This window comes from Streptomyces fildesensis (assembly GCF_016107395.1).
In the GTDB taxonomy this organism is placed as follows: domain Bacteria; phylum Actinomycetota; class Actinomycetes; order Streptomycetales; family Streptomycetaceae; genus Actinacidiphila; species Actinacidiphila fildesensis.
The window spans coordinates 20892-39025 of record NZ_JAAIKO010000008.1; the positions used below are offsets into that span (position 1 = coordinate 20892).

The window sequence follows — 18134 nt, forward strand, 5'->3', positions numbered from 1 at the left end:
CTGCGGGGTTCATCTCCATGTGAACGGAACCTCGCAGTCCTGGCTGCCGCGCTTCAACCTCCTCGTCCCTCTCGTGAGGTCGCTCGCCGATCCGGCCGCGGTCCTGGCGGGCGCCGTCCTCGTCGGGGTGCAGGCGCTGCGGCTCGGGCAGTGGATCGTCGACGACGCGGCCATCACGTACGCCTACGCGCGCAGCATCGACGAGGGGTACGGCCCGGCCCAGCAGGCCGGTGCCCCGCCGGTGGAGGGGTACTCCAACCCGGCGTGGCTGGCGCTGCTGGTGGCCGGGCGGCGGCTGCGGCTGTTCGACCACGGGGCGCTGTTCGGGGTCTCGGACCTCGTGTGGTTCCCCAAAGCGCTGGCGCTGCTGTGCGTGATCGGCATGCTGGCCGCGGTTTCGTTCGCGGCGCGGGCGGTGCTGCCGGGGCGGGGGTGGACCGTGACGCTGCTCGCCGGTGCGGCGATGGCCGGGAACGTCTCGCTGGTGGTCTGGCTGTTCTCCGGACTGGAGAACCCGCTGTACGGCCTCGCCGTCACGACCCTCGCGGCCCTGCTGGCCCGGTCCGTCGCCCGCGACGCCCTGCTGCGGCCGGGCACCGCCGTCGTGGCCGGCCTCCTCGCGCTGCTCGCCGCGCTCACCCGCCCGGACGGCATCATCTACGCGGCCGCGTACCCCCTGACGACGCTGCTGCTCGCGCGCCGGCGGCGCATGGCTCGTGCGATCGCTTTGTCGACAGCGACCATCGCTCTCCCTTACGCGACTCATCTGCTCTGGAGGCATGCGGAGTTCGGCCGCTGGGTCCCCAACACCGCGGTCGCGAAGGCCCAGCGGGCACCGGACCTGGCCGGCCTCGCCCGCACCACCGAGCTGCTCTCCTTCGCGGGCTGGACCCTGGTCCTCGCCGCGCTGGGCTGCACGGCCGCCGCACTCGCCCGCCCGGGTCCGGGCCGCCGAGCGCTGCTCGCCGTGCTCGTCCCGCTCGCCCTTGCCCTGACCGCCTACGGGACGCTGCAGCGCGACTGGATGGCCCTCTACCGCTTCGCGACCCCGGTATGGACGCTCGCGGCCTTCGCCGGCGCGCTGGCCGCCGTCACCGTATGGGACCGTGAACGGCCGCGCGGACGCGCGGTCCTGGCGTCGGCGCTCCTCGTCGGATCCGTCCTGTCACTGGCCGGACAGCGGCCCCGCGCGGCGGAGTTCCAGGCCGACCCGACGCTGTCGATGTGCTACGTCGCCGACCGCTACGGACGGTTGTTCAACACCTACGCAGACCGGCTCGCCCTGCCACCCGACGCCGGCCTCCTGCTCCCCGACCTCGGCGGCACCCTCCTGACCAGCCGGCTCCGCATCACCGACCTCGCGGGCCTCACCGACCCGGCCATCGCGGACGCCTACGCGGCGAACGACACGAGCCGCCTGCGCAGCTACGTCTTCGACACCGTGCGCCCCACGTTCATCCACGTCCACCACCCCTGGCCGGCCATCTCCGGCCTCACCCCCGCAGCCCTCACCGCCCACGGCTACGTGCCGCTCTCCACCCGGACGGACACCGGCGACTGGATCCGCCGCGCCGCCGTCCCCGACCCCACCCGCCTCACGGCCCTCCAACACACCACCCTCCCCGCCATCCCCCGCTCCACCCACCTCCGCGCCACCACCCCCACCCACCCCTGCGGCCCCCGCCTCACTCCGACGCCCTGACCATGAACACCCAGGCCCCGACGGCTCCCGCCGGACATCCGGAATGCCGATCGCTATCCGCCTCCTGGCGCCGCCCGCATGACGCAACGACAGCTCGCCCGCTGGCGACACAGGTCTGCCCGGAAGGGCGTTCGGCGGGATACGGCTGGGGATACGCGAAGACCCCGTCCCCAGCGTTTCCGCTGGTTACGGGGTCCTCGGACACTTCTTGCGAAGTGCCCCCGGCAGGATTCGAACCTGCGCACCCGGCTCCGGAGGCCGATGCTCTATCCCCTGAGCTACGGGGGCGTGTCGTCCGCAGTAGCGGTGACGGGTGAAACCCTACCAGCTTGTGCATGGTGCCTGGGTACAGGGTTTTGGGGTGTTGGCCCGAAGGGGGTGGGGGTCGTAGGGGAGGGCTTTAGCGCATGGGGTGCGGTGGGCGGGGGCGGGTTCGGAAAGCTCCCTCTCACGGGGAAGAAGTGGGCAAAACGCGGACGGATCGCGATGGCCCCGCCTACTCTTCGAGATGTGCCGGGCGTGTCCGGCCGGGTCCTTGTGGTCGACGACAACAAGGTCATCCGGCAGCTGATCAGGGTCAATCTCGAGCTGGAGGGCTTCGAGGTCGTGACCGCGGCTGATGGTGCCGAATGCCTGGACATCGTCCACCGGGTGCAGCCCGATGTGATCACGCTCGATGTGGTGATGCCGCGGCTGGACGGACTGCGTACGGCGGCCCGGCTGCGGTCCGACGCGCGGACACGGGACATACGGATCGCGATCGTCAGCGCGTGCACCCAGCTCGAGGTCGAGCGCGGCGTGGCGGCCGGGGTGGACGCGTTCCTGGGGAAGCCGTTCGAGCCCTCCGATCTGGTGAACATGGTGCGGCGGCTGGCCCATGGCGCACCGGGCGCCCCCGGCGCTCCCGGTGGTGAATCGTCCGCCGGCGCGCCCACCGAGGGCCAGGCGGCCGCGGCCCCCGGTACCGGTTGCGGCTGACGTTGCGGGTGGGGTGACGCCCGCCCCGTCCGGCGCCTTCACCGCTCGCGAAAGAGTGGAGGGCGGCGAAACCCGGTCGCATGGGCACCCCCCTCCTCGCCTACCCTTTCCGTGTGACCCCCGCTGAGCTCTCCCGTGCTGTTCTGAGCACGGTTCGCCGCGCCGTCGCGGCCGATGAGCTGCGGGTGACGGTGCCGGACCGGATCAGCGTGCAGCGTCCACCCCGGCCCGGGTGCGGCGACTACGCGACGAATGTCGCGCTGCAGCTCGCGGGCGCCGCGGGGTGCCCCCCGCGGGAGGTCGCGGAGGTGCTGCGCAAGCGGCTGGCGACGGAACCCGGTATCGCTCAGGTGGTGATCGCGGGCCCCGGCTTCCTGAACATCACGCTCGACGCGGCGGCCTACGGGGACGTGGTGCGCAAGGTGCTGGAGCGGGGCGCGGCCTACGGCCACGGCGACTCCCTCGCCGGCACGAACGTGACACCCGTCCATGACGGCGAGCCCCGCGCGGCGGTCACCGCCGAGGCGCTGGAGCGGCTGCTGCGTTCCTGCGGTGCCAATACCGGGGCTGAAGGCCCCACCGAACCCGCACCCCCCGAACCCGTCTCCGTCCGTCCCGCCGGCGCCACCGCCGCCCAGCTCTGCGAGCTCCTCGGCCCCGACGCCGCCCGCTGGGCGCTACTGCGCCCCCCGGCCGACGACACACCGTCCCTGGATCCCGCCGTCCTGCTCTCTCAGCGCTCCGGCAATCCGCTCTTCCGGGTCCGTTACGCGCACGCCCGCAGCCGGGCACTGCTCCGCAACGCCCACGATCTGGGCATCGAACCCTCCTCAGACGCTTCGGACGGTACGTTTCACCATCCCGCGGAGACGGACCTCCTCGGCCTGATCGCCGACTACCCCCGTGTCGTAGAGACCGCTGCCCGGCACCGCGCCCCCGATCGGGTCGCCCGCCATCTGGAACGGCTCGCCGACGCTTTCCTCCGCTTCCACGACGAGTGCCCGCCGCTGCCGCGCGGCGACGAGAAACCCTTGGCCGCCCACCGTGTCCGGCTGTCGCTCGCCGAAGCGACCGGCACGGTGCTGGCAGGCGGCCTGGACCTGCTCGGCATCAGCGCGCCAGAACACCTCTGAGGAGACAGAGCCCCGTGAGTAGATCCGCCCACCCCGCCGGGCCCCGCTACGCCGACGTCATGCCCGAGGGGCATTACACCGCGCCCCCCGCCGACCTGAACGTCCTCGATCCGCGCGTGTGGGCCCGTACGGTCACCCGCAACACGGACGGTGCGGCCGAGGTCGGCGGCCTGGACGTGCGCGATCTCGCCGAGGAGTTCGGCACGCCCGCCTACTTCCTCGACGAGGAGGACTTCCGGGCCCGCTGCCACGCCTGGCGCGACGCGTTCGGCGAGGGCGCGGACGTGTTCTACGCGGGGAAGGCGTTCCTGTCGCGGGCGGTCGTGAAGTGGCTGTTCGAGGAGGGGCTCAACCTCGACGTGTGTTCCGGCGGCGAGCTGGCGGTGGCGCTGTCGGCGGGGATGCCGGCCGACCGCATCGCGCTGCACGGCAACAACAAGTCGCTGGAGGAGATCGAGCGCGCCATCGAGGTGGGTGTCGGGCGGATCGTCCTGGACTCGTTCCAGGAGATCGTCCGGGTCGCGCACGTCGCCGAGCGGCTCGGAAAGCGCCAGCGGGTGCAGATCCGGGTGACCGTCGGTGTCGAGGCGCACACGCACGAGTTCATCGCGACGGCGCACGAGGACCAGAAGTTCGGGCTGGCGCTCGCCGGCGGGCAGGCGGCCGAGGCGGTGCGCCGGGTCCTGAAGCTCGACGCGCTGGACCTGGTCGGCATCCACTCGCACATCGGATCGCAGATCTTCGACATGGCCGGCTTCGAGGTCGCCGCGCGCCGCGTGGTGTCGCTGCTCGCCGAGGTCCGTGACGAGCACGGTGTGGAGCTGCCCGAGATCGACCTGGGCGGCGGCCTCGGCATCGCCTACACCTCGGAGGACGACCCGGCCGAGCCGCACGACATCGCCAGGGCGCTGCGGGAGATCGTCACCCGTGAGTGCGAGGCGAACCGGCTGGGCGTGCCGCGGCTGTCCGTGGAGCCGGGCCGGGCGATCGTCGGCCCGACGGCGTTCACGCTGTACGAGGTGGGCACCGTGAAGCCGCTGGAGGGTCTGCGGACGTATGTGAGCGTGGACGGCGGGATGTCCGACAACATCCGCACCGCGCTGTACGACGCCGAGTACAGCGTCTCCCTGGTGTCCAGGACGTCCACGGCCGAGCCGATGCTCGCGCGGGTCGTCGGCAAGCACTGCGAGTCCGGCGACATCGTCGTCAAGGACGCGTTCCTGCCCGCCGACCTCGCGCCCGGCGATCTGCTCGCGGTTCCGGCGACCGGGGCGTACTGCCGTTCCATGGCGAGCAATTACAACCATGCTCTGCGGCCGCCCGTGGTGGCCGTGAATGATGGCGGGGCGCGGGTGATCGTGCGACGGGAGACGGAGGACGATCTCCTGCGTCTTGACGTCGGCTGACGTGAAATCTCAAAAATAGCGGGGCTGATCTCACACACCGGACACGGGATGGATTCTCGCGTCCGGTGCGTGAGACTGGTCCCACCCCGAGAGCTGTGAGAAACGAGGTCGGATGATGCGTACGCGTCCGCTGAAGGTGGCGCTGCTGGGCTGTGGTGTGGTCGGCTCAGAGGTGACGCGCATCATGACGACGCAGGGCGCCGATCTCGCCGCGCGGATCGGAGCCCCGGTCGAGCTGGCCGGCATCGCGGTGCGGCGCCCCAACCGGGTGCGCGCCGGAGTGCCCGCCGAGCTGCTCACCACCGACGCCACCGCCCTGGTCAAACGGGGCGACATCGACGTCGTCATCGAGGTGATCGGCGGCATCGAACCGGTCCGCACCCTCATCACCACCGCCTTCGAGCACGGCGCGTCCGTGGTCAGCGCCAACAAGGCGCTGCTCGCCGCGGACGGCGCGACGCTGCACGCCGCCGCCGCCGCGCACAAGGTCGACCTCTACTACGAGGCCGCCGTGGCCGGTGCCATCCCGCTGATCCGCCCGCTGCGCGAGTCGCTGGCCGGCGACAAGATCAACCGGGTGATGGGCATCGTCAACGGCACGACGAACTTCATCCTCGACAAGATGGACTCCAGCGGCGCCGGCTACTCCGAGGCGCTCGACGAGGCCACCGCACTCGGCTACGCCGAGGCCGACCCGACCGCCGACGTGGAGGGCTTCGACGCCGCCGCCAAGGCCGCGATCCTGGCCGGGATCGCCTTCCACACCCGCGTGACCATGGACGATGTGTATCGCGAGGGCCTCACCGAGGTCACCGCCGCCGATATCGCGTCCGCCAAGCGGATGGGCTGCACCGTCAAGCTGCTGGCCATCTGCGAGCGCAGCGTCGACGGCAGGTCCGTCACCGCCCGGGTCCACCCGGCGATGATCCCGCTCAGCCACCCGCTGGCGAGCGTCCGTGAGGCGTACAACGCGGTCTTCGTCGAGGCGGAGGCCGCGGGTCAGCTCATGTTCTACGGTCCCGGCGCGGGCGGCGCACCCACCGCCTCCGCCGTACTCGGCGACCTCGTGGCCGCCTGCCGCAACAAACTGGCAGGCACCACAGGCGCCGGCGAGTCCGCGTACACGCAACTGCCGGTGAGCCCGATGGGCGATGTGGTCACCCGCTACCACATCAGCCTTGACGTGGCGGACAAACCGGGTGTTCTCGCCCAGGTCGCCACCGTTTTCGCGGAACACGACGTGTCGATCGACACGGTCCGCCAGCAGGGCAAGGACGGCGAAGCGTCCCTCGTCGTCGTCACTCACCGTGCGCCCGACGCCGCCCTGTCGGCGACCGTCGGAGCACTGCGGAAGCTCGACACCGTGCGCGGTGTCGCCAGCATCATGCGCGTGGAAGGGGAGTAACCCACTATGAACGCTGTCACCGACCACCCCCGAATGTCCGGCACCCACCAGTGGCGCGGCATCATCGAGGAGTACCGCAGCCGGCTGCCGGTCTCGGCGGACTCCCCGGTCGTCACGCTCCTGGAGGGTGGCACTCCGCTCGTTCCCGCCCAGCTGCTCTCCGAGCTGACCGGCTGCGACGTGTTCCTCAAGGTCGAGGGCGCCAACCCCACCGGCTCCTTCAAGGACCGCGGGATGACCATGGCGATCACCCGGGCCAAGGAGGAGGGTGCCAAGGCCGTCATCTGCGCCTCCACCGGCAACACCTCCGCCTCGGCGGCCGCCTACGCGGTGCGCGCCGGAATGGTCTGCGCGGTCCTGGTGCCGCAGGGCAAGATCGCACTCGGCAAGATGGGCCAGGCGCTGATCCACGGCGCGAAGATCCTGCAGGTCGACGGCAACTTCGACGACTGCCTGGACCTGGCCCGCGGACTGTCGGAGAAGTACCCGGTGGCGCTGGTCAATTCGGTCAACCCGGTACGTATCGAGGGCCAGAAGACAGCGGCGTTCGAGATCGTTGACGCGCTCGGCGACGCGCCCGACATTCACCTGCTTCCGGTGGGCAACGCGGGCAACATCACGGCGTACTGGCGCGGCTACCGCGAGTACGCGGCCGACGGCATCTCCACCCGCAAGCCGCGCATGTGGGGCTTCCAGGCGTCCGGTTCCGCTCCGATCGTCAACGGCGCTCCGGTGCGCAGCCCGCAGACCATCGCGACCGCGATCCGGATCGGCAACCCCGCCTCCTGGCAGTTCGCCGAGGAGGCGCGGGACGAGTCCGGCGGTCTGATCGAAGCGGTGACCGACCGTCAGATCCTCTCCGCGTACCGACTGTTGGCCGCCAAGGAGGGCGTCTTCGTGGAGCCCGCCTCGGCCGCTTCCGTCGCGGGTCTGCTCAAGGCGCTCGAAGAAGGCAAGGTCGACCCGGGTCAGCGGATCGTCTGCACCGTGACCGGCAACGGCCTCAAGGACCCGGACTGGGCGGTCGCCGGAGCGCCCCAGCCGGTCACCGTGGCGGTCGACGCCGACGCCGCGGCCGAGAAGCTCGGGCTGGTCTGACGCGGCGCCGTGGCGAAGGGGCGCACGAAGAAGCTCGCGACACGCATCACGCGCTGTTCGTGCGCCCTATGTCGCAGCAGAACCTTCCTTCGATAGGCTGACCCCAGCGGCGCCGCAGTGCGCCGATCCGGCTCATGCCACAGGCATTGCCGCTCCTGCCGCACACCGCAGCCCCGCCGTACACCGCCGATGGCTGGCATTCCGGGGCAGAACCGCCCTTCGCACCGGAACAAGCACCTGCACAACAGGCACCAGCGCAACGAGCACCACCTGCACCAGAACAAGCACCAGCACAAGGAGAATCGTCGAACGATGGCCGGTCCCGCGTTCCGCGCCGCCGCGGTCCGAGTGCGCGTCCCCGCGACCAGCGCCAACCTCGGGCCCGGCTTTGACGCCTTCGGCCTGGCGCTGGGCCTGTACGACGATGTCGTGGTCCGGGTCGCCGACTCCGGGCTGCATGTCGACATCGCCGGCGAGGGCGCCGAGAATCTGGCCCGCGACGAGAAGCACTTGGTCGTGCGCTCGATGCGGACCGCCTTCGATCTGCTCGGCGGACAGCCGCGCGGCCTCGAGGTGGTCTGCGCCAACCGCATCCCGCACGGCCGCGGCCTGGGCTCCTCGTCCGCCGCGATCTGCGCCGGGATCATGGCCGCCCGCGCCGTGACGATAGGCGGCCCCGAGCGTCTCGACGACGCCGCGCTGCTGGAACTGGCCACCGAGATCGAGGGCCACCCCGACAACGTCGCCGCCTGTCTGCTCGGCGGCTTCACCCTCGCCTGGACCGAGTCCGGTGCCGCCCGCGCGATCCGGATGGATCCGGCGGCCTCCGTCGTCCCGGTGGTGTTCGTACCGTCCAAGCCGGTACTGACCGAGGTCGCCCGCGGCCTCCTGCCGCGCACCGTCCCGCATGTGGACGCCGCGGTGAACGCGGGCCGCGCGGCGCTGCTGGTGGAGGCGCTCACCCGCCGTCCCGAGCTATTGCTGCCCGCCACCGAGGACCGGCTGCACCAGGACTACCGTGCTCCCGCCATGCCCGAAAGTGTGGCTCTGGTGAACCGGCTGCGTGCCGACGGCGTCCCTTCAGTCATCTCGGGAGCGGGGCCCACGGTCCTCGCGCTCACCGAGGAAGGCGCCGCGGACAAAGTCTCCCGGCTCGCGGGCGAGGGGTGGGCGGCGAACCGTCTGGCCCTCGACGCGGCAGGGGCCTGTGTACTGCCCCTGGCAGTGGGGCAGTGACACGATTGCCGGTTGGAGAGAGGGGGAATGTTTGTTGGATCCGGTAGTGTTAATGTCAAGCCTGCACTCGACGGCCCATGCATACGAATGGTGCCGAAGTGCACGCAGAAGTGATCTGTGTCCCTTCTGGGGACCGCCACTCTTCCGGGAGCCTCCCACACTGCCTGAGCATCCTGCCTAAGCAGTGTCGAGCACGCTCCGGAGTCGGCGCGAATTATCTCCTTGAACCTTCGCGCCGGAACCATGTAGGTATTTCTGCCGCCATCAGGCGGACCATCGCCCCGGCTCTGAGCAGCGGAAACGCCCAGATCCGGACAGCACAACCGGTCGCCGAGCCAGACAGGCCGACGTCCGCTCCAGGGAAGGACCCTTCGTGAGCGACACCACCGATCTGATGGGCGTGCGTGCAGACGCCGCGCCCGCTCCGGACGCCGCTGCCGCGCCTGCCACCGGTGCTGCCCCCAAGCGCCGCCGGTCGGGGACCGGCCTCGACGGCATGGTCCTGGCAGAGCTGCAGCAGCTTGCCTCCGGTCTCGGTATCAAGGGCACCGCGCGGATGCGCAAGAGCCAGCTGATCGAGACGATCAAGGAGACGCAGGCCGGCAAGGGTGCGGCCACCAGCGCTCCCAAGGCCGCCGCGGTAGCCGGGACGGCGACCGCCGAGCCCGTTGCCGAGAAGCCGAAGCGCCGGGCGACCTCCCGGGCCCGCACGGTGGAGAGCTCCGAGCCCGCTGTCGCGGCTCCGGCCGCCGCCGCGCCGTCCGAGGCGAAGCAGATCGAAATTCCCGGCCAGCCCGCCGGTGAGCAGCCCAAGGCTGCCAGGAACGAGCGGGCCGGCGAGCGCGCCGAGGCCGCAGTTGACGGTGCCGAGGGCAAGCCCGCCGCCGACGGCAGGACCGCGGCCGGCGAGGAGCGCCAGGACCGCCAGCGCGGCCAGCGCGGCGACCGGCAGAACGACCGCCGCGAGCGGCAGGAGCGGCAGCGCGAGCGCCGCAACAACCGTGGCGACGAGAACGGCGCGGCCGCCGCGGGCGGCGGCGCGGAGGGCGGCAACCGCCAGAACCGCGGCAACCAGGGCGGCGGCCAGGGCCAGAGCCCGCAGGGCCAGAGCCAGGGCGGCCAGAACCAGGGCCAGGGCCGCGACCAGGGCCAGGGCCGCGACCAGGGCCAGGGCGGCCAGGGTCAGGGCCGTGACCAGAGCCAGGGTCAGAACGCGCAGGACGACGACGAGTTCGGTGACGGCCGCGGCCGCCGTCGGGGCCGTTACCGCGACCGCCGCGGGCGGGGCAGCAACCGCCGCGATGAGCAGCAGCAGTTCGGCAACGAGCCGACGGTCAACGACGACGACGTCCTGATCCCCGTCGCGGGCATCCTGGACATTCTCGACAACTACGCGTTCATCAGGACGTCCGGCTACCTGCCGGGTCCGAACGACGTGTACGTCTCGCTCGCCCAGGTCCGCAAGAACGGTCTGCGCAAGGGTGATCACGTCACCGGCGCCGTCCGCCAGCCCAAGGACGGCGAGCGCCGCGAGAAGTTCAACGCGCTGGTCCGGCTGGACTCGGCGAACGGCATGGCGGCGGACTCCGGCCGCGGCCGTCCGGAGTTCCAGAAGCTGACCCCGCTGTACCCGCAGGACCGGCTCCGCCTGGAGACCGACCCGGGTGTGCTGACGACCCGGATCATCGACCTGGTCGCGCCGATCGGCAAGGGCCAGCGTGGTCTGATCGTGGCCCCGCCGAAGACCGGTAAGACCATGATCATGCAGGCGATCGCCAACGCGATCACCGTGAACAACCCCGAGTGCCACCTGATGGTCGTCCTGGTCGACGAGCGTCCGGAAGAGGTCACCGACATGCAGCGGTCGGTGAAGGGCGAGGTCATCTCCTCGACCTTCGACCGTCCCGCCGAGGACCACACCACCGTCGCCGAGCTGGCCATCGAGCGCGCCAAGCGTCTCGTCGAGCTGGGTCACGACGTGGTCGTCCTGCTGGACTCGATCACCCGTCTGGGCCGCGCGTACAACCTCGCGGCGCCGGCCTCCGGCCGCATCCTGTCCGGTGGTGTCGACTCGACCGCGCTCTACCCGCCGAAGCGCTTCTTCGGTGCGGCGCGCAACATCGAGGACGGCGGCTCGCTGACCATCCTGGCCACCGCGCTGGTCGAGACCGGCTCGCGCATGGACGAGGTGATCTTCGAGGAGTTCAAGGGCACCGGCAACATGGAGCTCAAGCTCGACCGCAAGCTCGCCGACAAGCGCATCTTCCCCGCGGTGGACGTCGACCCGTCCGGTACCCGTAAGGAAGAGATCCTGCTCGACCGCGACGAGCTCGCGATCGTCTGGAAGCTCCGCCGGGTGCTGCACGCGCTCGACTCGCAGCAGGCGATCGAGCTGCTGCTGGACAAGATGAAGCAGACGAAGTCGAACGCCGAGTTCCTGATGCAGATCGCCAAGACGACCCCGGGCAACAGCAACGACTGACCCGGGCTCGGGACCCTTCCGAGACGTATGTCACAGAAGGGCCTCAGGAGGCTCGGAACGGGCTCTCAGGCTCCCCGGAAGGGGTCCCTGGGAGCCCGTTCTTATGTGCGGCGTGCACACTCGCCAGGAACCGCGTCGGGCGGTTCGCCGTCTGACATACAAGACAAGCCACGCCTGAGCGACACAGCTGGGGGTAGCAGCACACCGACGACGGACGAGGACTGAGGCCATGGCGGACGACACGAGCGATACGCGGGGGACGAACGGCGGCTCCCAGCACGCCTCCGGCCGCCGCCGGCGGACGGCCCCGCGCCGCCGCCTGCTGCGAATAGCCGTCTGGGCCGTGGCGGGACTGGTCGTCGTGGGCGGTGCGGGCGCCGGTTACCTGTACTTCAAGCTCAACGGCAACATCAAGGGCGTCAACATCAACCAGGCGCTCGGTGACGACCGGCCGGAGCAGGTCGACAACGGCTCGGAGGACATACTCGTCCTCGGTTCCGACTCCCGCGCCGGCGCGAACGACAAGTACGGCACGGACGAGGGCAGCGCCCGCTCCGACACCGCGATGATCGTGCACCTCTACGAGGGCCACAAGACGGCCAGCGTGGTGAGCATCCCGCGCGACACCCTGATCACCCGCCCGGAGTGCGCCAGGACCGGCGGCGGCACCTCGCCCGAGGTGAACAAGGTGATGTTCAACGAGTCGTACTCGGTCGGTGGCCCCGCGTGCGCGGTCAAGACCGTCGAGTCCATGACCGGGATCCGCATGGACCACTACATCGAGGTCGACTTCACCGGCTTCAAGGGCCTGATCGACGCCCTGGGCGGGGTCCCCGTCACCACGAGCAAGGCGATCCACGACACGTCCAGCCACCTGGACCTCGCGGCCGGCACCCACACGCTCAACGGCGAGCAGTCGCTCGGCCTGGTCCGCACCCGGCACGCGGTGGCCGACGGCAGCGACCTGGGCCGCATACAGCTGCAGCAGGCGTTCATGAAGGCGCTCATGGACCGGGTGAACGGCCTGGGCCTGCTGTCGAGCCCCACGCGGCTCTACAAGGTCGCGGACAAGGCCACGAAGGCCATCACCACGGACTCGGACCTGGCCTCCATCAGTGGTCTGAAGAGCCTGGCGGGGAGCCTCAAGGGCCTGAAGTCCGAGAACATCAACATGGTGACGCTGCCGGTCCAGTACGCCAAGAGCGACGCGAACCGCGTCGAGCCGATGGACTCGCAGGCCGCCCTGGTCTGGCAGGCGCTCAAGGCGGACCTGCCGATACCGGCCGCCGCCACCAAGGGCTCCGCCGCCGACGAGACCGATGCCAAGGGCGTCGTCGGAACCGGTTCCTGAAGCCGTTCCCGAACCCCTCGAACGGGTTCCCGCACCGGTTCCGGGCCTTTTCCGGACCGTGCGGGGCCGTCGGGAATGAAATCCGGCCGCCTCTCGTTTTGGGAGATGCGGCCGGTGCTGGCAGACTGGACCGCTGGCCCCGGTTCACGTGACGCAAACCCGCTCCACGACCCGGCGCCCTCCCGAACCTAGGAGCGTCCCTTGAAGCGCGAAATCCACCCCGAGTACGTCGAGACCCAGGTCACCTGCACCTGTGGCGCGTCGTTCACGACCCGCAGCACCGAGAAGAGCGGCGTGATTCGCGCCGACGTCTGCTCCGCGTGCCACCCGTTCTACACGGGCAAGCAGAAGATCCTCGACACCGGTGGCCGCGTGGCCCGCTTCGAGGCCCGCTTCGGCAAGAAGGCCGCCGGGTCCGCCCAGAAGTAGCGACCCGAAAGCGCCGGTTCTCGGTCTCCCGACACCTCGGGGGACCGGACCGGCGCTTTGTCGTCCGGTACCGATAGCAGTCCAGGGTTGTTCAGGAGAGGCACAGCAATGTTCGAGGCAGTCGAGGAACTGATCGGCGAGCACGCCGACCTCGAGAAGCGGCTCGCCGATCCCGCGGTGCACGCGGATCAGGCCAATGCCCGCAAGCTCAACAAGCGCTACGCCGAACTGACGCCGATCATCGGCACCTACCGCTCCTGGAAGCTGACCGGCGAGGACATCGAGACCGCCCGTGAGTTCGCCCAGGACGATCCGGACTTCGCGGCCGAGCTCAAGCTGCTGGACAAGCAGCGCGCCGAGCTGACCGAGAAACTGCGGCTGCTGCTCGTACCGCGCGACCCGCACGACGAGAAGGACGTCATCCTCGAGGTCAAGGCCGGAGAGGGCGGCGAGGAGTCCGCGCTGTTCGCCGGCGACCTGCTGCGGATGTATCTGCGGTACGCCGAGCGCGTCGGCTGGAAGACCGAGATCATCGAGGCGAACGAGTCCGACCTCGGCGGCTACAAGGACGTCCAGGTCGCGGTGAAGACCAAGGGCGGCAACGGTGCCACCGAGCCCGGCCAGGGCGTCTGGGCCCGGCTGAAGTACGAGGGCGGCGTGCACCGCGTGCAGCGGGTGCCCGCCACCGAGTCGCAGGGCCGGATCCACACCTCCGCGGCCGGCGTGCTCGTCACGCCCGAGGCCGAGGAGGTCGAGGTCGAGATCGGCCCGAACGATCTGCGCATCGACGTGTACCGCTCGTCGGGCCCCGGCGGCCAGTCCGTCAACACCACCGACTCCGCGGTGCGCATCACGCACCTGCCGTCCGGTCTGGTCGTCTCCTGCCAGAACGAGAAGAGCCAGCTCCAGAACAAGGAGTCGGCGATGCGTATCCTGCGTTCCAGGCTGCTCGCCGCCGCGCAGGAGGAAGCCGACCAGGAGGCCTCCGACGCGCGCCGCAGCCAGGTCCGCACGGTGGACCGCTCCGAGCGGATCCGGACGTACAACTACCCCGAGAACCGCATCTCGGACCACCGCGTCGGCTTCAAGGCGTACAACTTGGACCAGGTCCTCGACGGGGACCTCGACGCGATGATCCAGGCGTGTGTCGATGCCGACTCCGCCGCCAAGCTGGCCGCGGCCGGCGACGCCGGCTGACACCAGCCGAAGCGCCGGCTGACCAGCCACAGCGCGAGCTAACAGGAGGGCAATCAGTGAACGTGCTGCTCGCCGAGGTGGCGCAGGCCGCCCAGCGGCTGGCCGACGCCGGCGTGCCGTCCCCGCGTTTCGACGCGGAGGAACTGGCCGCGTACGTGCACGGCGTCAAGCGCGGCGAGCTGCACTCGGTCGCCGACTCCGAATTCGACGCCCGTTACTGGGAGGCGGTCGCCCGCCGCGAGGCCCGCGAACCGCTCCAGCACATCACCGGGCGCGCCTTCTTCCGGTATCTGGAGCTCCAGGTCGGGCCGGGCGTCTTCGTCCCCCGCCCCGAGACGGAGTCGGTCGTCGGCTGGGCGATAGACGCCGTACGGGCCATGGACGTGGCCGAGCCGCTGATCGTCGACCTGTGCACCGGCTCCGGCGCCATCGCGCTGGCCCTGGCCCAGGAGGTGCCGCGGTCGCGCGTGCACGCCGTGGAGCTGTCGGAGAAGGCCCTGGAATGGGCCCGCAAGAACATCGAAGGAAGCAAGGTCCAGCTGGAGCACGGCGACGCGCTCAGCGCGTTCCCCGAGCTCAACGGCCAGGTGGACCTCGTCATCAGCAATCCGCCGTACATCCCGCTCACCGAGTGGGAGTACGTACAGCCCGAAGCGCGTGACCACGACCCCGAACTTGCCCTCTTCTCGGGTGAGGACGGCCTCGACACCATCCGCGGCATCGAGCGCACGGCGCACCGGCTGCTGCGGCCGGGCGGCGTCGTCGTGATCGAGCACGCGGACTCCCAGGGCGGTCAGGTTCCGTGGATCTTCAAGGAGGACGCCGGCTGGGCCGACGCCGCCGACCACCCCGACCTGAACAACCGGCCCCGCTTCACCACGGCCCGCAAGGCGACGCCATGATGACGCGGGTCAACTGCACGCACGGCGCCGCAGCGGCGCACAGCCTGGAGGTCAGCTAATGGCACGGCGTTACGACTGCTCGGACGCGACCGACCGCGCCGCCGGACTGCGCGAAGCGACGTCCGCCATCAAGCGTGGTGAGCTCGTCGTGCTGCCCACCGACACCCTGTACGGCATCGGCGCGGACGCGTTCGACGCACAGGCCGTCGGCGATCTGCTGGAGGCCAAGGGCCGGGGCCGCAACATGCCCTCCCCGGTGCTGGTCGGCTCCCCGAACACGCTGCACGGCCTGGTCACGGACTTCTCCGAGCAGGCTTGGGAGCTCGTCGACGCCTTCTGGCCCGGCGCGCTCACCCTCGTCGCCAAGCACCAGCCGTCCCTGAACTGGGACCTCGGCGACACCCGCGGCACCGTCGCGGTCCGGATGCCGCTGCACCCCGTCGCGATCGAACTGCTGACCGCCACCGGCCCGCTCGCGGTGTCCAGCGCCAATCTGACCGGCCACCGTTCCCCCGAGGACTGCGACGCCGCCCAGGAGATGCTCGGCGACTCCGTCGCGGTGTACCTGGACGCCGGGCCGACGCCCGCCACCGTCCCGTCGTCCATCGTCGACGTGACCGGCAAGATCCCGGTGCTGCTGCGGGCCGGCGCGATCAGCGCCGACCAGCTCCGAGAGGTCGTACCCGACCTGGAGGAGCGCAATTGACCGCGCCCGAAAGGCGTGGCATACCGGGTCAGCGCGATGACCGCTTCCGCATCCTCCACGTCTGCACCGGCAATGTCTGCCGCTCGCCGATCGCCGAGCGGCTGACCCGCCATGAGCTGACGCTGCGCCTCGGTGACGGTGCCGACGGGATCCTCGTCGAGTCCGCCGGCACCTGGGGGCACGAAGGCGCGCCCATGGAGGCGCACGCCGCCGCCGTCCTCACCGAGTACGGCGCCGACGCGTCCGGGTTCATCGGCCGTGAGCTGCTCGACGACCACGTCATCGACGCCGACCTGGTGCTGACCGCGACCCGCGACCACCGCGCGCAGGTCATCTCGATGGGGCACGCGGCGGGGCTGCGCACCTTCACGCTGAAGGAGTTCACCCGGCTGGTGCGGGCGATAGATCCCGCGACCCTCCCCGAGGGCAGTGTGTCCGACCGTGCCCGCGCGCTGGTCCGTGCCGCCGCCGCGCTGCGCGGCTGGCTGCTGGCCCCGAGCGCCGAGGCCGACGAGGTCTACGACCCCTACGGCGCCCCGATCGGGTTCTTCCGCAGCATCGGCGAGGAGATCCACAGCTCCCTCGACCCGGTCGTCACCGCGCTGACCGGAATCCGTACCCCGACCCCCCGGTAGGGCCCCGAGCCCCCCGGCAGGCCGGGCGCGGCCGGATCCGGCACGTGATGCTCCGCTCGCCGGGCGCCGCGGCGGCGGCGCCCCTACAGTTGGGTGCAGTAACCCGACCCTCCTGCGGGAGTCCAGCCATGCCGGTCGCCGAAACGACTTCACCCACCCCGCTGCGGCCCGCCGCCCAGACGTGGCAACCGGACTTCGACGCGCTGCGTCGGCAGGACCCGGAGCTGGCGGGTGTGCTGCTCGCCGAGCTGGAACGGCAGAGCACCACGCTGCAGTTGATCGCGGGGGAGAACTTCACCTCGTCCGCCGTCCTCGCCGCGCTCGGCTCGCCGCTCGCCAACAAGTACGCCGAGGGTTATCCCTCCCGCCGTCACCATTCCGGGTGCGAACTGGTCGACGTGGCGGAGCGGCTGGCGGTGGAGCGTGCCACCGGCCTGTTCGGCGCCGCGCACGCCAACGTGCAGCCGTACTCCGGGTCCTCGGCCGTCCTGGCCGCGTACGCGGCGCTGCTGGTCCCCGGTGACAAGGTGCTCGCGATGGCGCTGCCGCACGGCGGCCACCTCACGCACGGCTCGCAGGCGAACTTCTCCGGCCGCTGGTTCCGCTTCGTCGGCTACGGGGTGACGCCGCCCGGTGCCCCGGACGGCGGCGGACTGATCGACTACGACCAGGTACGGGCGCTGGCCCGGGAGCACCGTCCCAAGGCGATCGTGTGCGGCGCCATCGCGTACCCCCGGCACATCGACTACCGGACGTTCCGGGAGATCGCCGACGAGGTCGACGCGTATCTGATCGTGGACGCCGCGCACACCCTGGGCCTGGTCGCCGGCGGTGCCGCGCCCAGCCCCGTGCCGTACGCGGACGTGGTGTGCGCCACCACCCACAAGGTGCTGCGCGGACCGCGCGGCGGGCTGATCCTGTGCGGCGCCGATCTCGCCCAGCGCATCGACCGGGCGGTCTTCCCGTTCTCGCAGGGCGGCCCGCATCTGCACTCCATCGCCGCGAAGGCGGCGGCCTTCGCCGAGGCCGCGACCCCGGCGTTCGCCGCGTACGCCCACCAGGTCGTCGCCAACGCGCGGCTGCTGGCCGACGCGCTCGCCGCCGAGGGGATGACGATCACCACCGGCGGTACCGACACCCATCTGATCACCGCCGATGTCACTCCGCTGGGTGTCACCGGAGTACAGGCGCGAGGACGCTGCGCCGCCGCCGGAATCGTCCTCGACAAGTACGCGCTGCCGTACGATCCGCAGCCGTCCGACATCGCGTCCGGCATCCGGATCGGTACCGCCGCGGTGACCACCCAGGGCATGGCGGAACCGGAGATGTCGCAGGTCGCACCCCTGATCGCCCGGGCGCTGCGCGAGGAGCAGGGGCTCGCCGCCGAGGTCGCGCAGTTCGTCGGAGGCTTCCCGCCGTACCCGGCGTGACCGGCCGTCCCGCGACACTGGAACCGCGGGCCGGTATCTGTGAG

Annotated in this window: 15 protein-coding genes and 1 tRNA gene; 15 read left to right on the top strand and 1 reads right to left on the bottom strand. The window is 71.0% G+C overall.

Annotated features, from left to right (window positions below; translation table 11 throughout):
* The first annotated feature begins 19 nt into the window (after positions 1 to 19).
* Positions 20 to 1702 (top strand): hypothetical protein, encoded by a 1683-nt coding sequence (locus C6N31_RS14750; protein ID WP_198357672.1) that lies wholly within the window; start codon positions 20 to 22, stop codon positions 1700 to 1702.
* Between the two features lie 216 nt (positions 1703 to 1918).
* Here C6N31_RS14750 and C6N31_RS14755 read toward each other — a convergent pair.
* Positions 1919 to 1990, bottom strand: a tRNA-Arg gene (locus C6N31_RS14755).
* 222 nt (positions 1991 to 2212) lie between these two features.
* On the opposite strand from C6N31_RS14755, the gene C6N31_RS14760 reads away from it, so the two are divergent.
* The 14 genes from C6N31_RS14760 (at position 2213) to glyA (ending at position 18090) form a co-directional block, all read left to right on the top strand.
* Positions 2213 to 2680: a response regulator gene (locus C6N31_RS14760; RefSeq protein ID WP_244809421.1), complete on the top strand. Its 468-nt coding sequence runs from the start codon at positions 2213 to 2215 to the stop codon at positions 2678 to 2680.
* 113 nt (positions 2681 to 2793) lie between these two features.
* On the top strand, positions 2794 to 3813 hold the full coding sequence (gene nrtL / locus C6N31_RS14765) for an ArgS-related anticodon-binding protein NrtL (RefSeq protein WP_138355978.1): 1020 nt from the start codon (positions 2794 to 2796) through the stop codon (positions 3811 to 3813).
* A gap of 14 nt (positions 3814 to 3827) precedes the next feature.
* Positions 3828 to 5219 (top strand): diaminopimelate decarboxylase, encoded by a 1392-nt coding sequence (gene lysA, locus C6N31_RS14770; protein WP_138355977.1) that lies wholly within the window; start codon positions 3828 to 3830, stop codon positions 5217 to 5219.
* A gap of 112 nt (positions 5220 to 5331) precedes the next feature.
* The gene (locus C6N31_RS14775; protein WP_138355976.1) at positions 5332 to 6624 is read left to right on the top strand and encodes a homoserine dehydrogenase; all 1293 of its coding nucleotides are present in this window, start codon (positions 5332 to 5334) and stop codon (positions 6622 to 6624) included.
* Positions 6625 to 6630: 6 nt separating this feature from the next.
* Complete coding sequence (thrC, locus tag C6N31_RS14780) at positions 6631 to 7722, top strand: threonine synthase (protein WP_232485219.1); 1092 nt, start codon at positions 6631 to 6633, stop codon at positions 7720 to 7722.
* Positions 7723 to 8034: 312 nt separating this feature from the next.
* Positions 8035 to 8958: a homoserine kinase gene (gene thrB, locus C6N31_RS14785; RefSeq protein WP_138355997.1), complete on the top strand. Its 924-nt coding sequence runs from the start codon at positions 8035 to 8037 to the stop codon at positions 8956 to 8958.
* Positions 8959 to 9331: 373 nt separating this feature from the next.
* Complete coding sequence (gene rho, locus C6N31_RS14790) at positions 9332 to 11440, top strand: transcription termination factor Rho (protein ID WP_187145016.1); 2109 nt, start codon at positions 9332 to 9334, stop codon at positions 11438 to 11440.
* Between the two features lie 229 nt (positions 11441 to 11669).
* Complete coding sequence (locus C6N31_RS14795; RefSeq protein ID WP_198357673.1) at positions 11670 to 12791, top strand: LCP family protein; 1122 nt, start codon at positions 11670 to 11672, stop codon at positions 12789 to 12791.
* A 201-nt stretch (positions 12792 to 12992) separates the two neighbouring features.
* A complete protein-coding gene (gene rpmE, locus C6N31_RS14800) occupies positions 12993 to 13220 on the top strand; it encodes a 50S ribosomal protein L31 (RefSeq protein ID WP_138355974.1) in 228 nt (75 codons plus the stop codon).
* Between the two features lie 108 nt (positions 13221 to 13328).
* Complete coding sequence (gene prfA, locus C6N31_RS14805) at positions 13329 to 14417, top strand: peptide chain release factor 1 (RefSeq protein WP_138355973.1); 1089 nt, start codon at positions 13329 to 13331, stop codon at positions 14415 to 14417.
* A 56-nt stretch (positions 14418 to 14473) separates the two neighbouring features.
* On the top strand, positions 14474 to 15319 hold the full coding sequence (prmC, locus tag C6N31_RS14810; RefSeq protein WP_138355972.1) for a peptide chain release factor N(5)-glutamine methyltransferase: 846 nt from the start codon (positions 14474 to 14476) through the stop codon (positions 15317 to 15319).
* A gap of 58 nt (positions 15320 to 15377) precedes the next feature.
* Positions 15378 to 16025: an L-threonylcarbamoyladenylate synthase gene (locus tag C6N31_RS14815; RefSeq protein WP_138355971.1), complete on the top strand. Its 648-nt coding sequence runs from the start codon at positions 15378 to 15380 to the stop codon at positions 16023 to 16025.
* Entirely contained in the window at positions 16022 to 16660 is a 639-nt protein-coding gene (locus tag C6N31_RS14820; RefSeq protein WP_138355970.1) for an arsenate reductase/protein-tyrosine-phosphatase family protein, read from the top strand. Before C6N31_RS14815 ends, C6N31_RS14820 begins: the two co-directional genes overlap by 4 nt.
* Positions 16661 to 16788: 128 nt before the next feature.
* Complete coding sequence (gene glyA, locus C6N31_RS14825; protein ID WP_138355969.1) at positions 16789 to 18090, top strand: serine hydroxymethyltransferase; 1302 nt, start codon at positions 16789 to 16791, stop codon at positions 18088 to 18090.
* The last annotated feature ends 44 nt before the right edge of the window (positions 18091 to 18134 follow it).

What these genes read in the sequence shown, in the direction of transcription:
- C6N31_RS14775 (WP_138355976.1), top strand. Translation starts at nt 5,332, where the DNA reads ATGATGCGTACGCGTCCGCTGAAGGTGGCGCTGCTGGGCTGTGGTGTG.
- thrC (WP_232485219.1), top strand. Translation starts at nt 6,631, where the DNA reads ATGAACGCTGTCACCGACCACCCCCGAATGTCCGGCACCCACCAGTGG.
- thrB (WP_138355997.1), top strand. Translation starts at nt 8,035, where the DNA reads ATGGCCGGTCCCGCGTTCCGCGCCGCCGCGGTCCGAGTGCGCGTCCCC.
- C6N31_RS14795 (WP_198357673.1), top strand. Translation starts at nt 11,670, where the DNA reads ATGGCGGACGACACGAGCGATACGCGGGGGACGAACGGCGGCTCCCAG.
- prfA (WP_138355973.1), top strand. Translation starts at nt 13,329, where the DNA reads ATGTTCGAGGCAGTCGAGGAACTGATCGGCGAGCACGCCGACCTCGAG.
- C6N31_RS14815 (WP_138355971.1), top strand. Translation starts at nt 15,378, where the DNA reads ATGGCACGGCGTTACGACTGCTCGGACGCGACCGACCGCGCCGCCGGA.
- glyA (WP_138355969.1), top strand. Translation starts at nt 16,789, where the DNA reads ATGCCGGTCGCCGAAACGACTTCACCCACCCCGCTGCGGCCCGCCGCC.